At 70.3% G+C, this 20,037-nt stretch carries 22 protein-coding genes; 5 read left to right on the forward strand and 17 right to left on the reverse strand.

Going from position 1 to position 20,037, the window contains the following annotated elements:
* Window positions 1–52: 52 nt before the first annotated feature.
* From FCG67_RS21530 to hisD, 12 genes are all read right to left on the reverse strand, one after another.
* Window positions 53–2,959: a UPF0182 family protein gene (locus tag FCG67_RS21530; RefSeq protein WP_136911677.1), complete on the reverse strand. Its 2,907-nt coding sequence runs from the start codon at window positions 2,957–2,959 to the stop codon at window positions 53–55.
* A gap of 195 nt (window positions 2,960–3,154) precedes the next feature.
* Window positions 3,155–3,499 carry a phosphoribosyl-AMP cyclohydrolase gene (gene hisI, locus FCG67_RS21535; RefSeq protein ID WP_027503038.1) on the reverse strand — a complete coding sequence of 115 codons (345 nt, stop codon included), beginning with the start codon at window positions 3,497–3,499 and terminating at the stop codon, window positions 3,155–3,157.
* A complete protein-coding gene (hisF, locus tag FCG67_RS21540) occupies window positions 3,496–4,269 on the reverse strand; it encodes an imidazole glycerol phosphate synthase subunit HisF (protein ID WP_136911678.1) in 774 nt (257 codons plus the stop codon). The genes hisI and hisF overlap by 4 nt, the downstream gene beginning before the upstream one ends.
* Window positions 4,266–5,120, reverse strand: coding sequence for an inositol monophosphatase family protein (locus FCG67_RS21545; protein WP_136911679.1), 855 nt, complete (start codon window positions 5,118–5,120; stop codon window positions 4,266–4,268). The genes hisF and FCG67_RS21545 overlap by 4 nt, the downstream gene beginning before the upstream one ends.
* Before the next feature lie 8 nt (window positions 5,121–5,128).
* Entirely contained in the window at window positions 5,129–5,863 is a 735-nt protein-coding gene (gene priA, locus FCG67_RS21550; RefSeq protein ID WP_097214319.1) for a bifunctional 1-(5-phosphoribosyl)-5-((5-phosphoribosylamino)methylideneamino)imidazole-4-carboxamide isomerase/phosphoribosylanthranilate isomerase PriA, read from the reverse strand.
* A 19-nt stretch (window positions 5,864–5,882) separates the two neighbouring features.
* Window positions 5,883–6,134, reverse strand: a complete 252-nt coding sequence (locus FCG67_RS21555) for a hypothetical protein (RefSeq protein WP_097214348.1) — start codon at window positions 6,132–6,134, stop codon at window positions 5,883–5,885.
* A gap of 23 nt (window positions 6,135–6,157) precedes the next feature.
* Window positions 6,158–6,787, reverse strand: a complete 630-nt coding sequence (gene hisH, locus FCG67_RS21560) for an imidazole glycerol phosphate synthase subunit HisH (RefSeq protein ID WP_136911680.1) — start codon at window positions 6,785–6,787, stop codon at window positions 6,158–6,160.
* Complete coding sequence (locus FCG67_RS21565; protein WP_246045208.1) at window positions 6,784–7,884, reverse strand: MFS transporter; 1,101 nt, start codon at window positions 7,882–7,884, stop codon at window positions 6,784–6,786. Before FCG67_RS21565 ends, hisH begins: the two co-directional genes overlap by 4 nt.
* Window positions 7,885–7,955: 71 nt before the next feature.
* Window positions 7,956–8,108, reverse strand: coding sequence for a hypothetical protein (locus FCG67_RS25100; protein ID WP_169310586.1), 153 nt, complete (start codon window positions 8,106–8,108; stop codon window positions 7,956–7,958).
* A complete protein-coding gene (gene hisB, locus FCG67_RS21570) occupies window positions 8,109–8,723 on the reverse strand; it encodes an imidazoleglycerol-phosphate dehydratase HisB (protein ID WP_072751568.1) in 615 nt (204 codons plus the stop codon).
* Window positions 8,720–9,871 (reverse strand): histidinol-phosphate transaminase, encoded by a 1,152-nt coding sequence (locus tag FCG67_RS21575; RefSeq protein WP_136911682.1) that lies wholly within the window; start codon window positions 9,869–9,871, stop codon window positions 8,720–8,722. The genes hisB and FCG67_RS21575 overlap by 4 nt, the downstream gene beginning before the upstream one ends.
* Window positions 9,868–11,229 (reverse strand): histidinol dehydrogenase, encoded by a 1,362-nt coding sequence (gene hisD / locus FCG67_RS21580; protein WP_136911683.1) that lies wholly within the window; start codon window positions 11,227–11,229, stop codon window positions 9,868–9,870. The genes FCG67_RS21575 and hisD overlap by 4 nt, the downstream gene beginning before the upstream one ends.
* A gap of 157 nt (window positions 11,230–11,386) precedes the next feature.
* On the opposite strand from hisD, the gene FCG67_RS21585 reads away from it, so the two are divergent.
* Entirely contained in the window at window positions 11,387–12,070 is a 684-nt protein-coding gene (locus FCG67_RS21585) for a hypothetical protein (protein WP_136911684.1), read from the forward strand.
* Here FCG67_RS21585 and lnt read toward each other — a convergent pair.
* Both lnt and FCG67_RS21595 read right to left on the reverse strand, forming a co-directional pair.
* A complete protein-coding gene (lnt, locus tag FCG67_RS21590; protein ID WP_136911685.1) occupies window positions 12,055–13,527 on the reverse strand; it encodes an apolipoprotein N-acyltransferase in 1,473 nt (490 codons plus the stop codon). The genes FCG67_RS21585 and lnt overlap by 16 nt on opposite strands.
* A 3-nt stretch (window positions 13,528–13,530) precedes the next feature.
* Window positions 13,531–14,565 carry an alpha/beta hydrolase gene (locus FCG67_RS21595; protein ID WP_136911686.1) on the reverse strand — a complete coding sequence of 345 codons (1,035 nt, stop codon included), beginning with the start codon at window positions 14,563–14,565 and terminating at the stop codon, window positions 13,531–13,533.
* 258 nt (window positions 14,566–14,823) lie between these two features.
* On the opposite strand from FCG67_RS21595, the gene FCG67_RS21600 reads away from it, so the two are divergent.
* Together FCG67_RS21600 and FCG67_RS21605 are read left to right on the forward strand one after the other, a co-directional pair.
* Window positions 14,824–15,297, forward strand: a complete 474-nt coding sequence (locus FCG67_RS21600) for an NfeD family protein (protein WP_136911687.1) — start codon at window positions 14,824–14,826, stop codon at window positions 15,295–15,297.
* Window positions 15,294–16,055: a slipin family protein gene (locus tag FCG67_RS21605; RefSeq protein ID WP_136911688.1), complete on the forward strand. Its 762-nt coding sequence runs from the start codon at window positions 15,294–15,296 to the stop codon at window positions 16,053–16,055. Before FCG67_RS21600 ends, FCG67_RS21605 begins: the two co-directional genes overlap by 4 nt.
* On the opposite strand, the gene FCG67_RS21610 is transcribed toward FCG67_RS21605, so the two are convergent.
* Window positions 16,052–16,888, reverse strand: coding sequence for a thioesterase family protein (locus FCG67_RS21610; RefSeq protein ID WP_246045209.1), 837 nt, complete (start codon window positions 16,886–16,888; stop codon window positions 16,052–16,054). The two genes, FCG67_RS21605 and FCG67_RS21610, sit on opposite strands and share 4 nt — an antisense overlap.
* Before the next feature lie 160 nt (window positions 16,889–17,048).
* Between FCG67_RS21610 and FCG67_RS21615 the strand changes: the two genes are divergently transcribed.
* Complete coding sequence (locus FCG67_RS21615; protein WP_136911719.1) at window positions 17,049–18,326, forward strand: glycoside hydrolase family 1 protein; 1,278 nt, start codon at window positions 17,049–17,051, stop codon at window positions 18,324–18,326.
* A 9-nt stretch (window positions 18,327–18,335) separates the two neighbouring features.
* On the opposite strand, the gene FCG67_RS21620 is transcribed toward FCG67_RS21615, so the two are convergent.
* Entirely contained in the window at window positions 18,336–18,815 is a 480-nt protein-coding gene (locus FCG67_RS21620; protein WP_136911689.1) for an SRPBCC family protein, read from the reverse strand.
* A gap of 96 nt (window positions 18,816–18,911) precedes the next feature.
* Between FCG67_RS21620 and rhtB the strand changes: the two genes are divergently transcribed.
* Complete coding sequence (gene rhtB, locus FCG67_RS21625; protein ID WP_136911690.1) at window positions 18,912–19,544, forward strand: homoserine/homoserine lactone efflux protein; 633 nt, start codon at window positions 18,912–18,914, stop codon at window positions 19,542–19,544.
* Between the two features lie 21 nt (window positions 19,545–19,565).
* Here the strand turns inward: rhtB and FCG67_RS21630 are convergent, their stop codons facing one another.
* Window positions 19,566–19,979 (reverse strand): VOC family protein, encoded by a 414-nt coding sequence (locus FCG67_RS21630; RefSeq protein ID WP_136911691.1) that lies wholly within the window; start codon window positions 19,977–19,979, stop codon window positions 19,566–19,568.
* Between the last annotated feature and the right edge of the window lie 58 nt (window positions 19,980–20,037).

Here is a 20,037-nt window from a genome sequence, read left to right on the forward strand (position 1 = left end):
CAAGGCACTACTACAACGGCTAGTACCCAGGATCGGTTGTCGGCGAAGGTATCTACCGGGGCGGTTCGGTCTGGTAGGCGTCCACCGCCCGTTGCAGCCGATCGAGCGCCTCACGCAGCTCCGCGATGGCCCTGTTCAGTTCATCGGCGGTCGCCGGATTCGCGACCGCGGGCGGCGGCGGACCCGCCGGTTCCCCCGCAGGCGGCGGCGCTGGCGGCGGCCCCGCGCCCGATCCCGGCGCCGTGGCCGCGCCGCCGGTGCCCGCCCCGAACACCTGGTCCAGCGCCTCCGCCAGGGTGGGCGCGTATCCCACCCGGACGCCGCCCGTGGCCCCCGGCTCCCGGTAGCTGACCAGCAGGCGCGCGAGCTGGGGGAAGGTCGACGTGTTCTGTTCCGACGCGATCCGCTCGGTGTACAGCGGCTCCACGTAGAGCACCCCGCCGTCGGCGATCGGCAACGTCAGCAGGTTGCCGTACTGGATCCGGTTGGACCGCTCCAGCAGGGTCCGCTCCGACGCCACCCGGGTGTCCGAGATCATCGAGTTCTGGATCTGCTGCGGGCCCTGCGTCAGGGTGTCGGTCGGCAGTTCGAGCACGGTCAGCTTGCCGTAGTCCTCGGGATCGGAGTGAGCCGAGATGTAGGCGGAGAGGAACTCGCGCCGGAATCCGACCATCGTGCTGGCCAGCCGGAACGACGGCTCGGCGGTCGCCTGGTCCCCCACCAGCACGTAGAACGGCATCTGGTACGGGTTGGACTCGACGGTCGGGTCGCTCGGCACCGACCAGAATGCGTTGGTGGTGAAGAACTCTCGCGGATCATCGACGTGATACTTCGCGAGCATCTCGCGCTGGATCTTGAACAGGTCCTGCGGGTACCGGAAGTGGGCCCGCAGCTCGGCGGGAACGGAACCCTCGGGTTGCACCGTGCCGGGGAACGCGCGCATCCACGCCTCGAGCACCGGGTCCTGCTGGTCGACCTGGTACAGGGTGACCGTGCCGTCGTAGGCGTCGACGGTGGCCTTCACCGAGTTGCGGATGTAGGACACCTCCCCGCCCGACCGCACAGGCGTCGGCTCGGGGCCGACCACCAGGTCCTCGAGCGAACTGCGCTGCGCGTACGGGTAGTTGTTCACGGTGGTGTACGCGTCCACGATCCACACGATCTTCCCGCCCACCACGGCGGGATAGGGGTCGTGGTCGGTGGTCAGCCAGGGGGCCACCAGATGCACGCGCTCGGCCGGGGACCGATTGAAGATGATCCTCGATTCGGATCCGATCGCCTTGGAGAAGATGATGTTGCGCTCGGAGTACTTGACAGCGAACGCCATCCGGTTGAACCAGTTCCCGATCGAGACACCGCCGGTCCCGTCGTAGGTGTAAGTGGACGTGTCGGTGTCGTACTCGCGTGGCGCGGAACCCTCCGGACCACCGACGATCGCATAGTCGGGGTCGGTCCTCGCGATCAGTTCACCGAAGTAGATGCGCGGCTGGTCCACTCGGATGACCTGGTGGCCCGAGCCCTGGCTGGCGATGTCGCTGACCGTGTACACGGGATACCCGCTGTTGCTGCTCGAGGTGTCGCCCACCGCCTCCCGCACCGCGGCGTTCACCCGGTTCGCAGGCGCCGCGACGAACCCGTCGCCGTGGGTGTACACCGTGTGCTGGTTGACCCACTGGGTCTGATTGCCGCTCAGGCTGCTCGGGGTCAGCTCGCGGGCCGCGACGACGTAGTCGCGCAGCGTGCCTTCGATCACGTACCGATCGAGGTCGAGCGTCGAGGGGAACGCGTAGAAGTTCTTGAGCTGTTGCTGCTGGATGAAGGTGTGCGAGAGCAGGTTCGGATCGAGCAGCCGGGCGTTCGCGATCGTCGTCACGTCGGCGGGCACGTCCCGGGGCGACTTGGTGCCGATGCCCGGATACGGCAGGAATTCGACCTTGTCCGCGCCGACCCCGTACGCCTGGCGGGTGGCCTCGATGTTGCGCTCGATGTACGGGCTCTCCCGGTCGGCGGCGTTGGGACGGACCGAGAACTGCTCAACGGCCAGCGGCCAGACCGCGCCGACCAGGATCGAGGACAACAGCAGGAGGATCGCGGCCAATGCCGGCACCCGGAGGTCGCGCAGCACGATCGCGGCGAAGAATGCGGCGGCGCAGATGAGGGCGATCGCGAGCAGGATCAGTCGCGCCGGGAGCACCGCGTTGATGTCGGTGAAGCCACCGCCGGTGAACGTGGGCTCCTTGCGGCCGCTCGAGAGCAGCGCGTACCGGTCGAACCAGTACGCGACCGCCTTGAGCAGGATGAACGTCCCCGCGAGCACGGCGAGCTGGACACGGGCGGCCCGGCTGACCCCGCCCTCGCTCCAGGAGATCCGCACCCCGCCGAACAGGTAGTGCGTCGCCAGGCTCGCCAGGAAGGCGAACACGGTCGCCACGAACAGCCAGTTCAGGACCGACCGATAGAAGGGCAGGTCGAAGACGTAGAAGCCGACGTCGAGACCGAACTGCGGATCCGTGACCCCGAACGCGCCGCCGTGCAGGAACAGCTGTACCGTCTCCCAGCTCGACTGCCCGATCAGACCGCACAGCAGCCCGAGGACGATGGGGATGCCCAGACCGAACAGGCGTGGCCTGCGCCGCACGAAATCGCGATAGATCCGGATCGGATCGTCCTCGGCCCGCCCCGGCAGGAACACCGGTCGGGCGCGGTACGCCAGCAGCACCGCGAGGAACACGGCCCCGCCGACGAGCACGGCCACCGCGGCGAACAGCAGCAGCCTGGTCACCAGCATCGTCACCCAGACGGTCCGGTATCCGACCTCACCGAACCACAGCCAGCTGGTGTACATGCCCACCAGCACGGGGAGCACGATCAGGGCCGCGAGCAGGGCAACCGCCGACAGCAGCAGGATCCGACCGCGCCGGGACAGCTGCGGTAGACCTTCGACCGGCCGATTGCCCACTTCCCACGCTCCAGGTCCGAGCGCGTCGCGGCCTACCGGCCTGTTCTCACCAGCGTCACCGCCGACGTGTGTCCGTTTCGCCCCATTCTACTGGCGCTGGCCCGGACCGCGGGGGGTCGCCGCCGCCACCGCCGAGTGTGCACCTGCCGACGCAAACCCCCAGGTCGGGCGACGGAAGCTGCACACTCGGCGGGGTCAGGAGTCGGCGAGCAGCACGTCCGCGTCGAAGCAGGTGTGGGTGCCGGTGTGGCAGGCCGCGCCCTCCTGGTCGACGATCAGCAGCACGCTGTCGCCGTCGCAGTCGAGCCGCACCTCGTGCACATACTGGGTGTGCCCGGAGGTCTCGCCCTTGACCCAATACTGCTGGCGGGATCGCGAATAGTAGGTGCCCTTGCGGGTTTCCAGAGTGCGTGCGAGCGCCTCGTCGTCCATCCACGCGACCATCAGCACCGCGCCGGTGGCCCGCTCCTGGGCGACCGCACTGAACAGTCCGGCATCGTTTCGCTTCAGCCGTGCGGCGATTGCGGGATCGAGACTCATCGGACCACGATACCTTCGGCCCGCATGGCGGCCTTCACCTGCGGGATCTCCAGGTCGCCGAAGTGGAAGACGCTGGCGGCGAGCACCGCGTCCGCGCCCGCCTGCACGGCAGGGGCGAAGTGGTCCACCGCGCCCGCGCCGCCGCTGGCGATGACCGGCACGTGCACCGCGGCCCTTGCGGCCCGGATCATCGGCAGGTCGAACCCGGCCTTGGTGCCGTCCGCGTCCATCGAGTTCAGCAGGATCTCCCCCACCCCGAGCTCGGCGCCGCGCAGCGCCCACTCGATCGCGTCGATCCCGGTGCCACGCCTGCCACCGTGTGTGGTGACCTCCCAGCCGGACGGCGTCGGCTCCTGCCCCTCTGGCACGGTCCGCGCGTCCACCGACAGCACGATGCACTGCGACCCGAACCGCTGGCTGAGCTCGCGCAGCAGCTCCGGGCGCGCGATCGCGGCGGTGTTGACGCTGACCTTGTCCGCACCCGCCCGCAGCAGGCGGTCCACGTCCTGCTCGGTGCGCACCCCGCCGCCGACGGTGAGCGGGATGAATACCTGCTCGGCCGTGCGGGTCACCACGTCGATCATGGTCCCGCGGTCCGAGGTGGACGCGGTGACGTCGAGGAAGGTCAGCTCGTCGGCGCCCTGCGCGTCGTACAGCGCCGCCAACTCGACGGGATCGCCCGCGTCGCGCAGGTTCTCGAAGTTCACGCCCTTCACGACGCGGCCCGCGTCCACGTCCAGACACGGGATGACCCGAACCGCCACCGTCATTGCGTCAGCCTTCCTGCCGGTAGCCCCGGGTCCCGGTCCAGGTAGTCACCCGGATCGCCCAGAGCCACAAGAATATTCAATACCTCTTCGTGCACCCCCGGCGCCGCGGCGAGCACCGACGTCGACCCGATGTGCCAGGGCGCGCCCGCCAGGTCGGTGACCACACCGCCCGCCGCTCGCACCAGGGCGACGCCAGGCGCGTTGTCCCAGGGGTTGTGGCCGAACACCACCGACGCGCCGAGCGCGCCACCGGCGGTGAAGGCCAGGTCGGCGCCGGTGCTGCCGTGCATCCGCAGCCGCCTGCTCACCCGGCTCAGTTCGCCGAGCGCCCGCACCCGGTACGGCCCGGGGATCGGTCCCCTGCCGTCGACGTTGAACGCGCCGAACCCGACCAGCGAATCGGACAGCGACGCACTCGCCAGCGGCGGCAGCGCCTCCCCGTTGCAGAGCACTGGGCCGTCGACAACCGCCGCATAGCGCCGGCCCATCGCCGGCAGCCAGGTCAGCCCGAGCACCGGGACCCCGTCATCGAGCAGCGCCAGCAACATCCCCGCGGTCGGCAGGCCGGACGAGTAGTTCAGGGTGCCGTCGATCGGGTCCAGCACCCACACCGGCCCCTCGGTCAGGTCCGGTCCGCCGAATTCCTCACCGTGCACGCCGATTCCGGTCAGCTCGGTCAATTCCGCGCTGAGCCGTCGTTCCAGCTCGAGGTCGAGCTCCGTGGCGAAGTCACGGGCGCCCTTGCTCACCGCGCTCGGCGCGCCGACGCCCTCGAGAAAGCGCTCCTGCGCCGCGTCCAGCAGGCCGCTCGCGATGGAGAGCAGCTCGTGTGGATCGCGGGGCAGGCTCATGTCCGGCGCTATCGCGAGACCGCGGCGAGCGCCTCGGGAAGCGTGAACCGCCCGGCGTACAACGCCTTTCCGACGATGGAGCCCTCGACGCCCAGGTCGACGAGGCCGGCGATCGCGACGAGGTCCTCGATGCTGGAGACGCCGCCGGAGGCCACGACCGGCGCCTTGGTGGCGCCGCAGACCTGGCTGAGCAGCTCCAGGTTGGGGCCGGTGAGGGTGCCGTCCTTGCCGACGTCGGTGACGACGTAGCGCGAGCAGCCGTCCCGGTCGAGACGCTCGAGGGTCTCGAACAGGTCGCCGCCCTCGGTGACCCAGCCGCGTCCACGCAGCTGGTAGCGGCCGTCGACGTTGCGCACATCGAGGCCGACCGCGATCCGGTCGCCGTACTCACCGATGGCGCGGGCACACCACTCGGGGTTCTCGATGGCGGCGGTGCCGAGGTTGACGCGCGCGCAGCCGGTGGCCAGCGCGGCCCGCAGCGATTCGTCGTCGCGGATGCCGCCGGACAATTCGACCTTCACGTCGAGTTCGCCGACCACCCCGGCGATCATGTCGCGGTTCGACCCGCGGCCGAAGGCGGCATCCAGGTCGACCAGGTGCACCCACTCGGCACCGTCGTTCTGCCACGCGAGGGCGGCATCCCGGGGGGATCCGTAGCTTGTCTCGCTGCCTGCCTCTCCCTGAACGAGGCGAACAGCTTCACCGTTGGCAACATCTACAGCAGGCAAAAGGACCAGGCTCACGTGCGCCTACCCTAGTCCGTCATCGCGGCGAGCCGGTTCCCGGGTCGCCGCCCTGTTCGCCCGCGCTCTGTTCGTCGTCCGCGGAGTCGTCGAGCGCGCGCCGGGTCATCCGGGTGGAGACGAGGCCCATCGCCGCGATCGCACCCGCGACCCCGGCGAGGACGATGACCAATCCCACCACCGGTCCCGGCTTCAGCACCGCCAGCAGGACGGTCGCGAGCGCGAGGACGGCGGCGGCGGAGCCGAGCGAGAACAGGGCGAGGCGCCCCATCGACAGGCCGCGCCGCTGCCCGGTCACAGGCTGCGGACCCAGTTCTCCAGCAGCGCGGCACCGGCGTCACCGGACTTCTCCGGGTGGAACTGGGTGGCCGAGAGCGGTCCGTTCTCCACAGCGGCCAGGAACGGCCCGCCGTGGTCGGCCCAGGTCAACTTCGCGGGCGCGATCAGGTCGGAGTCGGCGAGCTCCCACTTCTGCACGGCGTAGGAGTGCACGAAGTAGAAGCGGGTGTCGGCGTCGATGCCGTCGAACAGCACGCTGTCCGCCGGGGCCTGCAGGGTGTTCCAGCCCATGTGCGGGAGCACCTCGGCCTGCAGCATCTCGACGGTGCCCGGCCACTCGCCGCAACCGTCGGCCTCCACGCCGTGCTCGACGCCGCGCTCGAACATGATCTGCATGCCGACGCAGATGCCGAGGACCGGCCTGCCGCCCGCGAGCCGCTGGCCGATGATGCGCTCGCCGCGGACGGCGCGCAGGCCCTCCATACAGGCCGCGAAGGCACCGACGCCGGGGACCACCAGTCCGTCCGCGGCCAGGGCGACGGCGGGGTCCGAGGTCACCTCGACGTCCGCACCGACGCGGGCGAGGGCTCGTTGGGCCGAATGCAGGTTGCCGGAGCCGTAGTCGAGGAGGGCGACGGAGGTCATGGCGCAACTCTATCGGCCCGGACCCACGCCACCGGAATCACCAGCGCGATGGCCGCAGCCGCGATCGCGAACACCCAGGTGTAGCCGGCGAAACCGGCGACGACTCCGAGCGTGAGCGCACCGATCCCCGTCCCGGCGTCGTAGCTGACGTTCCAGGCGGCACTCGCCGCACCGAGCCTGGCCGGCCCGGCACCGGTGAACAGCGAGACCAGGGCCTCGTTCTGGCAGGCCCCGAACCCGAGCCCGAACGCCACCGCGCCCGCCATCAGGAATCCGACCTGGCCGTCGCCGATCACGCCTGCCGCGAACAGCCCGGCACCGAGCGTCGCGCAGGCCAGCGCAGGCACCATCGAACGGCCGTGGCCGAACCGGTCGGCCAGTGCGCCCGCGCCGTACCGCCCGACCAGGATCGCCCCGCTGACCACCGCGAGTGCCACGCCCGCGATCGCCGCCCGGTCCTCGACCGCGATCGGGAGCAGGCTGGTGACCCCGCCGTACGCCGAGGCCACCACGACCATCGCCAGGCAGGGCACCAGCAGCAGGCGAAGCGGCAGCCGTCCCCGCGGGCCGGCCCCCACTGGCCGTGTGATCGACGGCAGCGCGGCGATCGAGGCGATGGACAGCAACGGCACCAACGCCGCGAGCACGAACACCAGCGAGGACTGGCCGCGGCCGAACAGCGCCAGACCCAGTGGCAGCGCGACCATCTGGGCCAGCGAGATGGCGATGCCCTGGGCTCCGGTCGCCCGGCCGAGGATCTCCTTGGGCGCCAACTCCCCGATCAGCGCGCTGCCCGCCACCGTCACCAGGCCGAAGCCGATTCCGCGCACCGCCGAGATGATCAGCGCGGGAACGGCTTCGGTGGACAGCAGAAAGGCGAGCGAGGGCAGACCGAGCAGCAGGCAGCCGACGGCGAGCACCCATCGGTACCCCCAGCTCCGCAGCAGGGTCGGCGTGCAGAGTTGGGTGGCGACGGTGGTCGCCATGAAGATAGCGGTGCTCGCGCCCGCGAGCGCGTCCGAGCCACCCGCCTGCTTGATCGCGAACGGGACCACCGGCAGCAGCAACGACCACCCGCCGAAGGTGGTCGCTGCCATGAGGAACGCCACCGGCAGCCCTCGGGTACGCCAGAGGCCGCCGGGTGCCGTCGCCCCGGAGACCGCGCCCATCAGATCAGCCGCAGGACCCCGCCCGCGGCCGCGATGATCGCCAGTGCGAGCAGCACGCCGGAGGCGAACTTGTTGACGGTCCACATCGAGTACGCGCCGCCGATCGCGAATCCGGCCGCGATGAACAGGACGTAGATCAGCGCGTCACTCATCTACAGCGCGCCCTTGGTCGACGGCACCCCGGACACCCGCGGGTCGGGCTCGACGGCCTCGCGCAGCGCACGGGCGACGGCCTTGAACTCGGCCTCGGTGATGTGGTGCTGGTCGCGGCCGTAGAGCACCCGAACGTGCAGCGCGATCCGCGCGTTCGAGGCGATCGACTCGAACACGTGCCGGTTGATCACCGTGGCGTAGGGAACGCCCGGGTAGCCGCCGATGACGGCGTGCAGCATGTGCTCCGGCTCGCCGGTATGCACGCAGTACGGGCGGCCGGAGACGTCAACGGACGCGTGCGCGAGGGTCTCGTCCATCGGGATGAACGCGTCGCCGAACCGGCGGATGCCGCGCTTGTCCCCCAGTGCCTGACCGAGCGCTTGGCCCAGCACGATCGAGGTGTCCTCGACGGTGTGGTGGGCCTCGATCTCGATGTCGCCCTCGGCCTTGACCGTCAGGTCGAAGCTGGCGTGGCTGCCGAGCGCGGTCAGCATGTGGTCGAAGAACGGCACGCCGGTGGAGATGTCGACGATCCCGGTGCCGTCGAGGTTCAGCTCGACGGCGATGGAAGATTCCTTGGTGGTGCGCTCGACCTTCGCGATCCGCCCGGTCATCGTGTCTCCTCAGTGATCTCCGTTGTGACAAGCTCCGTTGCGACGAGCTTCTTGCTCACCCGCAACAGCTCGTCGTTCTCCGCGGCCAGCCCAATGGTCGCACGCAGATAGCCCTCGATCCCCACATCGCGGATCAGCACGCCCTCGTCGAGGTAGCGCCGCCAGGTGGCGGCAGCATTGGAGAACTGACCGAACAGCAGGAAGTTCGCGTCCGACTCGATCACCCGGAAGCCCATCGCCGTGAGCTCAGCGGACACCCGGTCGCGCTGCGCGGCGAGCTCCGCCACGCTGGCCAGGGTCTCGTCCGCGTGCCGCAGCGCCGCCCTGGCCGCGGCCTGGGTGATCACCGAGAGGTGATACGGAAGACGCACCAGCAGAAGCGCTTCCACCACGGCGGGCGCCGCCGCCAGGTAGCCCAGCCGACCGCCCGCGAAGGCGAAGGCCTTGCTCATCGTGCGGCTCACGACCAGCTTGGTCGGGAACTCGTCGATCAGCGTGATCGCGCTCGGGCCCGAGGAGAACTCGCCGTACGCCTCGTCCACGATGACGATGCCCGGCGCCGCGGTCAGGATGCGACGCAGGTCGGACAGCGGAACGCTGTGCCCGGTGGGGTTGTTCGGGCTCGTGACGAACATGACGTCGGGCCGGTGCTGCGCGATCGCCGACACAGCGCTGTCCACGTCCAGCGAGAAGTCCGACCGCCGGAACACCGGCAGCCATTTGGTCTCGGTGCCGTCCGAGATGATCGGGTGCATCGAGTACGACGGCACGAAGCCCATCGCGCTGCGCCCTGGCCCGCCGAAGGCCTGCAGCAACTGCTGCAGGATCTCGTTGGAGCCGTTGGCCGCCCACACGTTGTCGACGGTGACCGCGACACCGGTCTGCCTGGTCAGGTACGCGGCCAGGTCGGTCCGCAACGCCACCGCGTCGCGGTCCGGGTACCGGTGCAGCTCGGCGGCCGCCTCCCGGACCGACTCCGCGACATCGTCGATCAGCGCACGGGTCGGCGGGTGTGGGTTCTCGTTGGTGTTCAGCTGCACGGGCACCGTCAGCTGCGGTGCGCCGTAAGGAGACTTGCCGCGCAGGTTCTCCCGGATGGGTAGCTCGTCGATGCTCGCCGCCGAACCGGGTACCGGACCGCCGCTCACCGAAGTGCCTCGAAGCGCAGCCGCACGGCCTCGCCGTGCGCGGGCAGGTCCTCGGCGTTCGCGAGGGCGATCACGTGCCCGGAGACGTCCTTCAGGGCCGCTTCCGAGTAGTCGACGACGTGGATGCCGCGCAGGAAGGTCTGCACGCTCAACCCCGACGAGTGCCTCGCGCAGCCGGCGGTCGGCAGCACGTGGTTCGAGCCCGCGCAGTAGTCACCGAGGCTGACCGGCGACCACGGGCCGACGAAGATCGCACCCGCGGAACGGACCCGGGCGGCCACCGCCGAGGCGTCCTCGGTCTGGATCTCGAGGTGCTCGGCGGCGTACGCGTTGACCACGCGCAGGCCGTCCTCGACGGAGGAGACCAGCACCGTCCCGGACTGGCTGCCCGCCAGCGCCGTCGCGACCCGCTCGCTGTGCTTGGTGAGCTCGAGCTGGGCGGTGAGTGCGTCGTCCACCGCGTCCGCGAGTTCCACGCTGGTGGTGACGAGCACGCTTGCGGCCATCACGTCGTGCTCGGCCTGGCTGATGAGGTCGGCGGCGACGTGCACTGGGTCGGCGGTGTGATCCGCGAGGATCGCGATCTCGGTCGGTCCGGCCTCGGCGTCGATCCCGACCAGCCCTCGGCACAGCCGCTTGGCCGCGGTGACATAAATGTTGCCGGGCCCGGTGATCAGATCGACCGGTGCGAGTTCGGCATCATCGCCGACGGCGGTGCCGTCCCGTGTCACGTCGGTGCCGCCGTATGCGAGCAGCGCGACGGCCTGGCCTCCGCCGACCGCCCACACCTCGTCGACGCCGAGCAGCTCGGCCGCCGCGAGGATCGTCGGGTGCGGCAGGCCACCGAAGGCGGCCTGCGGCGGAGACGCCACGACGAGCGACTCGACGCCCGCGGCCTGCGCCGGGACGACGTTCATCACGACGGACGACGGGTAGACCGCGTTGCCGCCGGGCACGTAGAGCCCGACCCGGTCCACCGGCACCCAGCGCTCGGTCACCGTGCCGCCGGGCACCACCTGCGTGGTGGTGTCGGTGCGCCGCTGGTCGGCGTGCACGAGCCGGGTCCGCTCGATCGCGACCTCGAGGGCGGCGCGCACCGCCAGATCGAGCTCGGCCAGCGCCTTGGTCAGCTCGGCGCGCGGCACCCGGACCCGGTCAGGCCGGACCCCGTCGAACTTCTCGCCGAACTCGAGCGCCGCCTCGGCGCCCCGGTCGCGGACCGCCTCGACCATCGGACGCACCTGATGCAGCACCGCGTCCACATCCACTCCACCTCGGGGCAGCGCGGCCCGGAGTTCGGCCGTGGTGGGTGTTCGACCGCGCAGATCCACGCGGGCGAGCTCGGTGCGGGCAGGCATGAGGGTCCCTTCAGAGGAATGGGTTTGTACTGATTATCCAGGATAGGTCCACGCCATTTTCCGCTGGCCGCCGCGACCGCGGGTTTCGTTCGTCGCCTGCCGCGCTCGGACACCGCTGCGCGTACGCTGACAAGGCGGTTCGTGGAGAGGACCGACCATGACTCACGACGCGCGATCGATCGCAGAACAGAACACGGCATTGCCCCCGGATGACGGCCAGGAACGATTCGCGGGCTACGGGGTGATGGGGGCGCCGTTCGCCAGCGGACACTGCCTGGCGCTGCGGCATTTCCCTGCCAGCTCCGTCGGCGACGGCTACGACTCGGTGTGGCATCGGGACCCCGCGGGCGAGTGGACGATCTACAGCAGCGTTCGGCCCGAGGTCAGCTGCGCTCGGTATTTCGGCTCCGCCACCGAGGACGCGCGGACCGCGGACATCTCGGTGAGGTGGACCGGTCCGGCCGCCTTCACGGTCACGGTGGACGACAGGCTCGTGTGGGATCTCGAGCTGGGAAAGTCGGCGGCGACGACCGCGATGACGGGCCTCGGCCGGCTGATGCCCGCGGCGCTGTGGCGAAGCGATGCCGTCCTCTCGCTGATGGGGCGCGTGGCCGGACCCGCACTCGGGGTCGGCCAGGTCCGGCTGACCGGCAACTCCGCCAACGGCCAGCGATTCCGGGCGAACCCCCGGATGCTGTGGACCCTCGACGAAAGCCGGGCGACCATCGACGGAGTCGATCTCGGACCACCAGGGCCGCTCCGCGAACAGGCACACCTCGGCGACTTCTGGATCCCGCAGCGAGGGATGTTCGTCGTCGGCGAGGCCTACTTCGAGGGTTGACGCGACGATCTCCGTCTGGCGAACGCACCGAGAGCCAGCAGCGCGACCATGAGCGCGCACGATGCGGGCACCCAGTTGCCGAGGCGGTCGAACACGGTGTCCTCCCCCGCCATCGGCACGTCGACGATCAGCGCGCCGCTCTCGGCGGCGGGCATCCACGCGAGCAAGTTGCCCCGGGCGCCGAAGGCAGCGGAGACGCCGGTGAGCGCGGCCGCGGCCACCGGGCGTCCCGTCTCGGCGGCCCGCAGCGCGCCGAAGCTCGCGAGCTGTGCGGGCGCCCAGCTGCCCTGGAAGGTCGCGGTCGACGACTGGTAGACCAGCAGCGCGGCGCCGTTCCTCGCCTGTGCGCGGGCCAGGTCCGGGAAGGTCTGCTCGAACGAGATCAGCGGCCCGATGGCCAGACCCTCGACGTCCATCACCACCAACTTCTCGCCTGCCTCACGGTTCTGGCCCGCCGCGGCGGTGACCCGGGTGAGCCACCCGAGCTGGTCGCGGAACGGCACGTACTCGCCGAACGGCACCAGCCGGGTCTTCCGGTACTCGGCCTCGATCCCGTCCGGGCCGATCAGGGTCGACGTCTTCGCGATGGCTCCGCTGCCAGGGACCCGCGCATCGACGTTCACCAGTAGCTCGGCCCCGACGGAGCCCGACAGCGCGGTGAGCCGGTCGAGCAGGTCGGGTCTGGCGGTGAGGTCCTCGCCGACGCTGCTCTCGCCCCACACCACGAGATGCACCGGGCGGCCGAGTCCGCGGGTCAGCTCTTCCTGGCGGATCAGCAGGTCGTCGTGCCCCATCCCCGGTTGCACGAGCGCCACCGGCACGGCCGCGGCATCGGGCAGCTCGGGTCGTGTCGCGGACCAGAGCGGACCGGCGGCGACCGCCACGAGGCAGGCGGCCGCGCCGACGTACCGCGGCGTGCCGCGGCCGACGAGCAGGATCGCGAGCCCGACGTTGGCCGCGACCACGGCGAAGCCCACCAACCAGACCCCACCGACCGACGCGAGCGCCAGCACGCTCGGCCGACGCCACTGCGTCGACCCGAACAGCGACCACGGCCCGCCGAGCCAGTGCCAGGACCGCACGGTCTCGATCAGCACCCAGCCGGCAGGCACTCCGACCACGGCCAGGGCCGCCCGCGCCGGTGTCTCGGCGCCGCGCAGCAGGGCCCGCGCCAGAATCCCCCACCCGGTCCACAGCAGCGCGAGCAGGCCGATCGCAAACGGGAAGAAGTAGACCAGGTTCGGCGCCAGCCAGTACTGCGTCCCGGCCAGGAACCCGACACCCGCGAGCCACCCACGCAGCGCCGCCTCCCGCGGGGTGCCGGCCGCGCGCAGCAGGAGCAGGACCGGCACCAGCGCCACCCAGGCCAGGAGATCGAGACCAGGCGCGGGGAATGCGACCAGCGGCAGTGCCCCGGCGATCAGGACGGCGCCGCGGGCCGGCCAGCGCGAGCGCACCGCTCAGACGGCGGTGAGGGCGGGCGCCTCGGCGGCCGGTGTGCAGGTGCGGATGAACTCGCCCACCCTGGCGATCGCCCGCTCCGCCTCCGGGATCAGACCGGCGGCCGCCTGGAAGACGTGGACCTGACGATCCCAGACCTCCAGGGTCACCTCGACCCCCGCTGCCCCGAGGCGCTGCGCCATCAGCTCCGCGTCGGGGTAGAGGATCTCGGTCGAGCCGACGTGGATCAGCACCGGCGGCAACCCCGCCAGCACCCCGTTCACCGGGGAGGTTCTCGAGTTCGCGCCCGCCCTCGCGGCCGCGACGTCCGCCAATGCGAGCAGGACCGAGCGCGGGATCAACGGGCAGCCATCGGCGCCCGGGTGCGCCAGCTTGGTCGCGGGATCGATGTCGGTGAGCGGAGACAGTGCGACGAGTCCGGCTGGCGTGGGCAGGCCCAGTTCGGCGATCGCGATCGCCGTCGCGAAGGTCAGATAGCCACCGGCCGAGTCGCCTGCGATGACGATCCGCTTGCCCTCGAAACCCTGCTCCAACAGCCACCGATACCCTGCGACGCCGTCCGCGATGGCCGCGTCGATCGAATGCTTGGGCAGCATCCGGTAGTCGACGGCGAGCACCGGCGCCCCTGCCGCGCCGGAGATCCGTGAGACCAGATTTCGGTGTGTGTTCAGCCCACACGTGAGGAAGCCGCCGCCGTGCAGGTACAGCACCACCGCGTCGCGCATCGCGTCGCGGGCCTGGAGCCATTCGGCGTCACAGTGCTCGAGGCGAATCCGGCGCCTGCCCACTCCCCGGCCCGGCGGAACGATCCTGGCCGCGAGGTCCAATGCTCCCGCGGGCCACAGCGCGCTCGGCCAGCGGGCCCACACCTCGAGGGCGGGCTTGACGGTGAGCCGGATCGACTCGGCCAGGATCCTGGACCGGAGGCTGGCACCGGCAATGAAACGCGGCTCCGCGGCGACTGCGATCCGTGGGGATCGCGTCGATCGTGCCCGGCGGACGGACCGCCCCGACGGCGATGTGTTCGCAGTCATGTGAGCTCCCGGCATTGCGCCTAACAACCACTGCCGAAAGTTCAAAGGCAGTTGAATCATGGTACGTGATCCAGAACACATTTACGAGGACGTAACAATCCCGACCGCAGGTCAGCAGGTCAACGCGGGGCCGCCGGGCGGGTCACACGGCCGGTGGCCGCGGCGCGTGCACGGGATTACCGTGGAGTCGAGGGTTCGGCCGCGAAGTGGCTATGCGAGCGGCCGGGCCCCCTACGAGCGTTGATCGTGGGAGTGGAAATGATCGCGTTGGGCCTGCTGGCACTGGTGGTGGGCATCCTGCTGATCGTGGTCGAGGCCCACACCCCGACCGCGGGGATCCTCGGGGCCGCCGGCGCGCTCCTGTCCGCCGCGGGCGTGTGGATGCTGTTCGCCGCCGATGGCGCCGGGTCGGTGATCGCGGTCCCGGTGACGGTGGGCGTCGCGGTGGTCGGGCTCGGCGTGATGGCGCTGGCCGGCCGCAAGGCGCTGGTCGCGAGGCGCCTGCCCGTGCACAGCGGGCCCGAGTCCCTGATCGGCACGAATGCCGTTGTCCGGAACTGGACCGGATCGCACGGCCAGGTGGAGACGGCGGGCGGGCTCTGGCGCGCCAAGGTGGAGTTCGGGTACGAGCAGGATCCGGAACCGTCGGAGGGCGAGTCCGTCGTGGTCGAGCGGATCCGCGGCCTCACGCTGTCCGTGCGCCGCCGCGAACCGTGGGAGTGGTCGCCGTGACCGTCGTCTTCGCCCTTCTCGTCATCGTCGTCCTGCTGCTGTTGGTTCTCCCCGGCACCTCGGTCCGGATCCTGCGCGAGTACGAGCGCGGCGTGGTCTTCCGGCTGGGCCGGGTCCTCGAATCCAAGGGTCCCGGGCTGGTCCTGCTGGTCCCGGCGGTCGACCGGATGGTGCGCGTCAGCCTGCGCACGGTGACGCTCAAGATCCCGGTCCAGGAGGTGATCACCCGCGACAACGTGCCCGCGAGGGTCACCGCCGTCGCGTACTTCCGGGTGATCGACGCCGACAGGGCGATCGTCGAGGTGGAGGACTTCCTGCTCGCGACGCTGCAGATCGCCCAGACGACGCTGCGCTCGATCCTGGGCAAGGCCGAGCTCGACTCCCTGCTCGCCGAGCGGGAACGGCTGAACGAGGACCTGCAGAAGGTGATCGACCTGCAGACCGAACCGTGGGGCGTCAAGGTCACCACGGTCGAGATCAAGGACGTGGAGATCCCCGAGAACATGCAGCGGGCGATCGCGCGGCAGGCCGAGGCGGAGCGCGAACGGCGGGCCAAGATCATCAACGCCGAGGGCGAGTTCCAGGCGGCGGAGAAGCTCGCGCTCGCGGCAGACATCATCAGCCGCAATCCGACGACCCTGCAGCTGCGCTACCTGCAGACGCTGCGGGAGATCGGCGGCGAGCACAACTCGACGATGATCTTCCCCCTGCCGCTCGACCTGGTCCGGCCGTTCCTCGGTGAGGACAGGAAGAGCTAGTTCGTCGCGGGTATCTCGAATTCGCCCTGGCCTGCGAAGTCCACCTGCCGCCGCGCGTTGGAGAGCGCGCTGACCACGCAGGTGCCGATCGGGCCGCCCCGGTCGAACATCGTCGCGGTGCCAACGGCCAGACCGTCGGAGCTGATGTGGTCGTCCGCCTCGATCCCGACGTCGGGTCCCTCGGGCAGCCTGGCCAGCACGAGGGTCAGGTCGACGTTGATGAAGCCGACACCTTCGCTGCCCCAGTTGGTCATCAGGCTGGTCGGCTCGCCCGCCATCGCGGCGCGCTCGAACTGCGACGGCTCCTCCCCTGCCACCACCGGAAGATGCCTGGCCCACATGCGTTTACGGCTGACGCCCTGATGCTCGAACATCGAGGTGGACCACCCCTCGGGGTGAGAATCGCTGCCGAAGTACGGCGGGGTGAGCGCATCGGTCGGCGGGGCGATCGAGGCCGGCGGCGGTGACGGGCGGCGATCGCGGGTCCAGACCTCGCCGGGCGGCTGCTCCGACGGGCGCAGGAAGACCGCGGACGCGCGCGCGACGGACTCCCCGTCCTGGAGCAGCTCCGCGTCGGCGACCCGGATGCGCTTGCCCTCGCGTACCGCCGTGGTCGCGGTGGTCAGTGGCCGGGTCCGCGCCGGACGGAACAGGTCGACCGTCAGCCGGGTGGGCACGAATCCGTCACCGCTGTGGCCGTTTTCGAGCGCGCGGGCGAGAAGTCCGCACAGCGCCACACCACTGACCATGTCCGGTGACCACCGGCTGACCGCGAAGGGCAACGCCACGTATCCGTCCGGGGTCGTGTCGAAGAAGGCAAGCGGAGAGTTCACGAGGGCACCTCTCGGGTCGGGGTCCGGCTCCCCATCATGCGTTCCACAGGGCCCGGAATGACGCAAAATCGTTGACACCTCGAACGTAATTCATCGACGAAACGGCCACGCGAGCGGACCCCGCTGCCCTACCGTGCGACGCGTGACCCGAATCGCCCGGATCCTCGCCCTCGTCCTCGCTGTGGCGGCGGCTCCGTTGGTCGCCGGATCACCCGCCCAGGCCGCCCCGACCGGACTGGGCGCTGATTTCGAATGGGGCGTTGCCACCTCCGGCTTCCAGTCCGAGGGCTCGCCTCCGGACAGCAACTGGTCGCGCTACGTGTCGTCGGGCAAGACCCACGACCCTTACGGTTCCGGGCCCGACTTCCGGCACCGCTACCGGGAGGACATCGCCCGCGCGGCGGCCCTCGGCGTCGACGTGTTCCGCTTCTCCGTCGAATGGGCCCGGGTGCAACCCACCCCGGACGGCTGGGACGAGGCCGAGTTCGCCTATTACGACGAGGTGATCGAGGAGATCCGCGGGCACGGCATGAAGCCGATGATCACCCTCGACCACTGGGTCTACCCGGGCTGGATCGCCGACCGCGGCGGCTGGGCCGACCCGGACACCCCGGCCCGCTGGCTGACCAACGCCGAGCGGGTGGCCCTGCGCTACGCCGGCGCCGGGGCCGACTGGATCACCTTCAACGAGCCGACGGTGTTCGTACAGAAGGAGCTGACCTTCGGCGGCATCTCGCTGCCCGCAGCCCCGCTGATGCTGGACCGGATGGTCGGCGCGCACCGCAGCATCTACGACACCATCCACCGTCTCGATCCCGACGCCCGCGTCTCCAGCAACGTCTCCTACATCCCTGCCGCGATGGGCGCGGTGGACTCGGTCTTCGCCGACCGGGTCCGCGACAAGCTGGACTTCCTCGGCCTCGATTACTACTACGGCGTCTCGCTCGACAACCTGACCGCGGCGGCCGCCGTGACCGACGCCTTCTACGACATCCGGCCGCAGCCGGACGGGATCTATCACGCCGCGATGTACTACGCGCGCAAGTACCCGGAGCTGCCGATCTACGTGGTGGAGAACGGGATGCCGACCGACAACGGCGCGCCGAGGCCCGACGGGTACACCCGCTCGGATCACCTGCGCGATCACATCTACTGGCTCGGCCGGGCGCGGGCCGACGGCGCCGACGTGATCGGCTACAACTACTGGTCGATCACCGACAACTACGAGTGGGGCACCTACCGACCGCGGTTCGGCCTCTACACCGTCGATACGTTGACCGACCCGACACTGACCCGCAGGCCGACCGACGGCGTGGCCGCGTACCGGGACCTGATCGCCGCCGGCGGCGTGCCTGTGGACTATCGGCCGGTGATGGCGCCCGCGTTCTGTTCGCTGGTCAGCCCACCGCAGAGCTGCCTGAGCCCGACCGGCTCCTAGCCGCGGCCGTCAGGCGTATCGCCGCTGGAGGCCCTCGAGCGTCGCCGAGATCCCCTTCGCGTTCTTCTGGGGAAACCCGATGAGCTCGAAGGACTTTGCCAGCTTCGAGCCGGTGTAGTCGAAGACCTCGGTGACCTGTGTCTGCGGCACCGGCGCGTCGGCCGAGAAGACCTCGGCGAACTCCCAGCGCCACCGGTGCCCGAACGGGTGCCGCCACTCGATCAGCCTGCCGTCCTCGTACGCGGTGACGGTGCTGGTGATGCGGTAGGGCAAGCCGTACATTCGCATCGACATCGAGAACTTGTCACCCCGGTCGAGTCGGGCCGGCCCCGAGACGGAGGCCTGCACGGTCCCCGATCCGTCCAACTCGTGATGGCGTCTCGGGTCGGCGAGCAGGCCGAACAGTTCGCTCACGGGGGCATTGACCAGGACGCGGCGGGCCACCTTGCGGGGTCCCAGGTCTACGGGCTCGACTGAGAGTGCGGGCATGGCCACAAGATACGCGTGGCGGCCCCGACCTATGCTCCAACCGCGGGCACGCGCGTCGCGTGTCGCCCGCTCCTCGTAGGTGAAGGTGGGGTTCTCATGGCCTGGCAGGTGTGGTTCGCGTTCTTCGGTGCCGCGTGGGTGATCAGCCTGTCCCCCGGCGCAGGCGCGATCGCGTCGATGTCCACCGGCCTCAGCCACGGCCTGCGGCGCGGCTACTGGAACATCCTGGGCCTGCAGATCGGCCTGTTGCTGCAGGTGGTCATCGTCGCGGCCGGGGTCGGCGCGCTCCTCGCCAGCTCGGCGCTGGCGTTCACCGTCATCAAGTGGTTCGGCGTCGCCTATCTGGTCTACCTCGGGGTCCGGCAGTGGCGGGCCGCACCGACCGAGGTGTCCGCGGAGACCGATACCCGCCGCCACTCCGCGACCGCCCTGGTGGCGCGCGGGTTCCTGGTCAACGCCAGCAACCCGAAGGCGGTCGTCTTCATGCTGGCCGTCCTGCCGCAGTTCCTGGACCCGGCGGCACCCCTGGTCCCGCAATACGCGATCATCGCCGCGACGATGATCGCCGTCGACGTCATGGTGATGACCGGCTACACCGGGCTGGCCGCGCGAGTGCTGCGGATGATGCGGTCACCGAAACAGCAGCGGGTCACCGGCCGGGTGTTCTCCGGCCTGTTCTTCGCGGCAGCGGCGTTCCTGTCGCTGGTGCGGCGCGGCGCGACGGCCTAGCCGCGATACGGTGCCAGGCCGTCAGGCCTGCGGAGCTCCGATGTTGACCATCCAGCCGATGCCGAACTTGTCGGTACACATGCCGAACTCATCGCCCCACATCTGCTTCTCCAGCGGGACCGACACGGTGCCTCCGTCGGACAGTTTCGCCCAGTAGCCGCGCAGCTCGTCGCCGTCGTCGCCGCTCAGGCTCACCGCGATGTTCTCCCCGGGCTTGTGCTCCATCCCGGGCGGCGTATCGGCTCCCATCAGCGTGTATCCGCCGGGGGTCTCCAGCATGCCGTGCATGATCAGGTTGGCCTCGGGGGCATCCGGTGCGCCGAACTCACCGAAGGTGCTCAGGTTCAGGGTGCCGCCGAACACACCCTGGTAGAACTCCAGGGCCTGCCTCGCGTTGTCGGCGAAGCTGATGTACGGGTTGAGACGAGAGCTCATCTGGTTCTCCTTCATCCGTCGCACGTTCGGTCTCTTGCAGACTAGCGCGACGGGACGA

The organism is Rhodococcus oryzae, assembly GCF_005049235.1.
In the GTDB taxonomy this organism is placed as follows: domain Bacteria; phylum Actinomycetota; class Actinomycetes; order Mycobacteriales; family Mycobacteriaceae; genus Rhodococcus_G; species Rhodococcus_G oryzae.

What these genes read in the sequence shown, in the direction of transcription:
- hisI (WP_027503038.1), bottom strand. Translation starts at nt 3,499, where the DNA reads ATGAGTCTCGATCCCGCAATCGCCGCACGGCTGAAGCGAAACGATGCC.
- hisF (WP_136911678.1), bottom strand. Translation starts at nt 4,269, where the DNA reads ATGACGGTGGCGGTTCGGGTCATCCCGTGTCTGGACGTGGACGCGGGC.
- FCG67_RS21545 (WP_136911679.1), bottom strand. Translation starts at nt 5,120, where the DNA reads ATGAGCCTGCCCCGCGATCCACACGAGCTGCTCTCCATCGCGAGCGGC.
- FCG67_RS21555 (WP_097214348.1), bottom strand. Translation starts at nt 6,134, where the DNA reads ATGGGGCGCCTCGCCCTGTTCTCGCTCGGCTCCGCCGCCGCCGTCCTC.
- hisH (WP_136911680.1), bottom strand. Translation starts at nt 6,787, where the DNA reads ATGACCTCCGTCGCCCTCCTCGACTACGGCTCCGGCAACCTGCATTCG.
- FCG67_RS21565 (WP_246045208.1), bottom strand. Translation starts at nt 7,884, where the DNA reads ATGGCAGCGACCACCTTCGGCGGGTGGTCGTTGCTGCTGCCGGTGGTC.
- FCG67_RS25100 (WP_169310586.1), bottom strand. Translation starts at nt 8,108, where the DNA reads ATGAGTGACGCGCTGATCTACGTCCTGTTCATCGCGGCCGGATTCGCG.
- hisB (WP_072751568.1), bottom strand. Translation starts at nt 8,723, where the DNA reads ATGACCGGGCGGATCGCGAAGGTCGAGCGCACCACCAAGGAATCTTCC.
- hisD (WP_136911683.1), bottom strand. Translation starts at nt 11,229, where the DNA reads ATGCCTGCCCGCACCGAGCTCGCCCGCGTGGATCTGCGCGGTCGAACA.
- FCG67_RS21585 (WP_136911684.1), top strand. Translation starts at nt 11,387, where the DNA reads ATGACTCACGACGCGCGATCGATCGCAGAACAGAACACGGCATTGCCC.
- FCG67_RS21595 (WP_136911686.1), bottom strand. Translation starts at nt 14,565, where the DNA reads ATGACTGCGAACACATCGCCGTCGGGGCGGTCCGTCCGCCGGGCACGA.
- FCG67_RS21600 (WP_136911687.1), top strand. Translation starts at nt 14,824, where the DNA reads ATGATCGCGTTGGGCCTGCTGGCACTGGTGGTGGGCATCCTGCTGATC.
- FCG67_RS21620 (WP_136911689.1), bottom strand. Translation starts at nt 18,815, where the DNA reads ATGCCCGCACTCTCAGTCGAGCCCGTAGACCTGGGACCCCGCAAGGTG.
- rhtB (WP_136911690.1), top strand. Translation starts at nt 18,912, where the DNA reads ATGGCCTGGCAGGTGTGGTTCGCGTTCTTCGGTGCCGCGTGGGTGATC.
- FCG67_RS21630 (WP_136911691.1), bottom strand. Translation starts at nt 19,979, where the DNA reads ATGAGCTCTCGTCTCAACCCGTACATCAGCTTCGCCGACAACGCGAGG.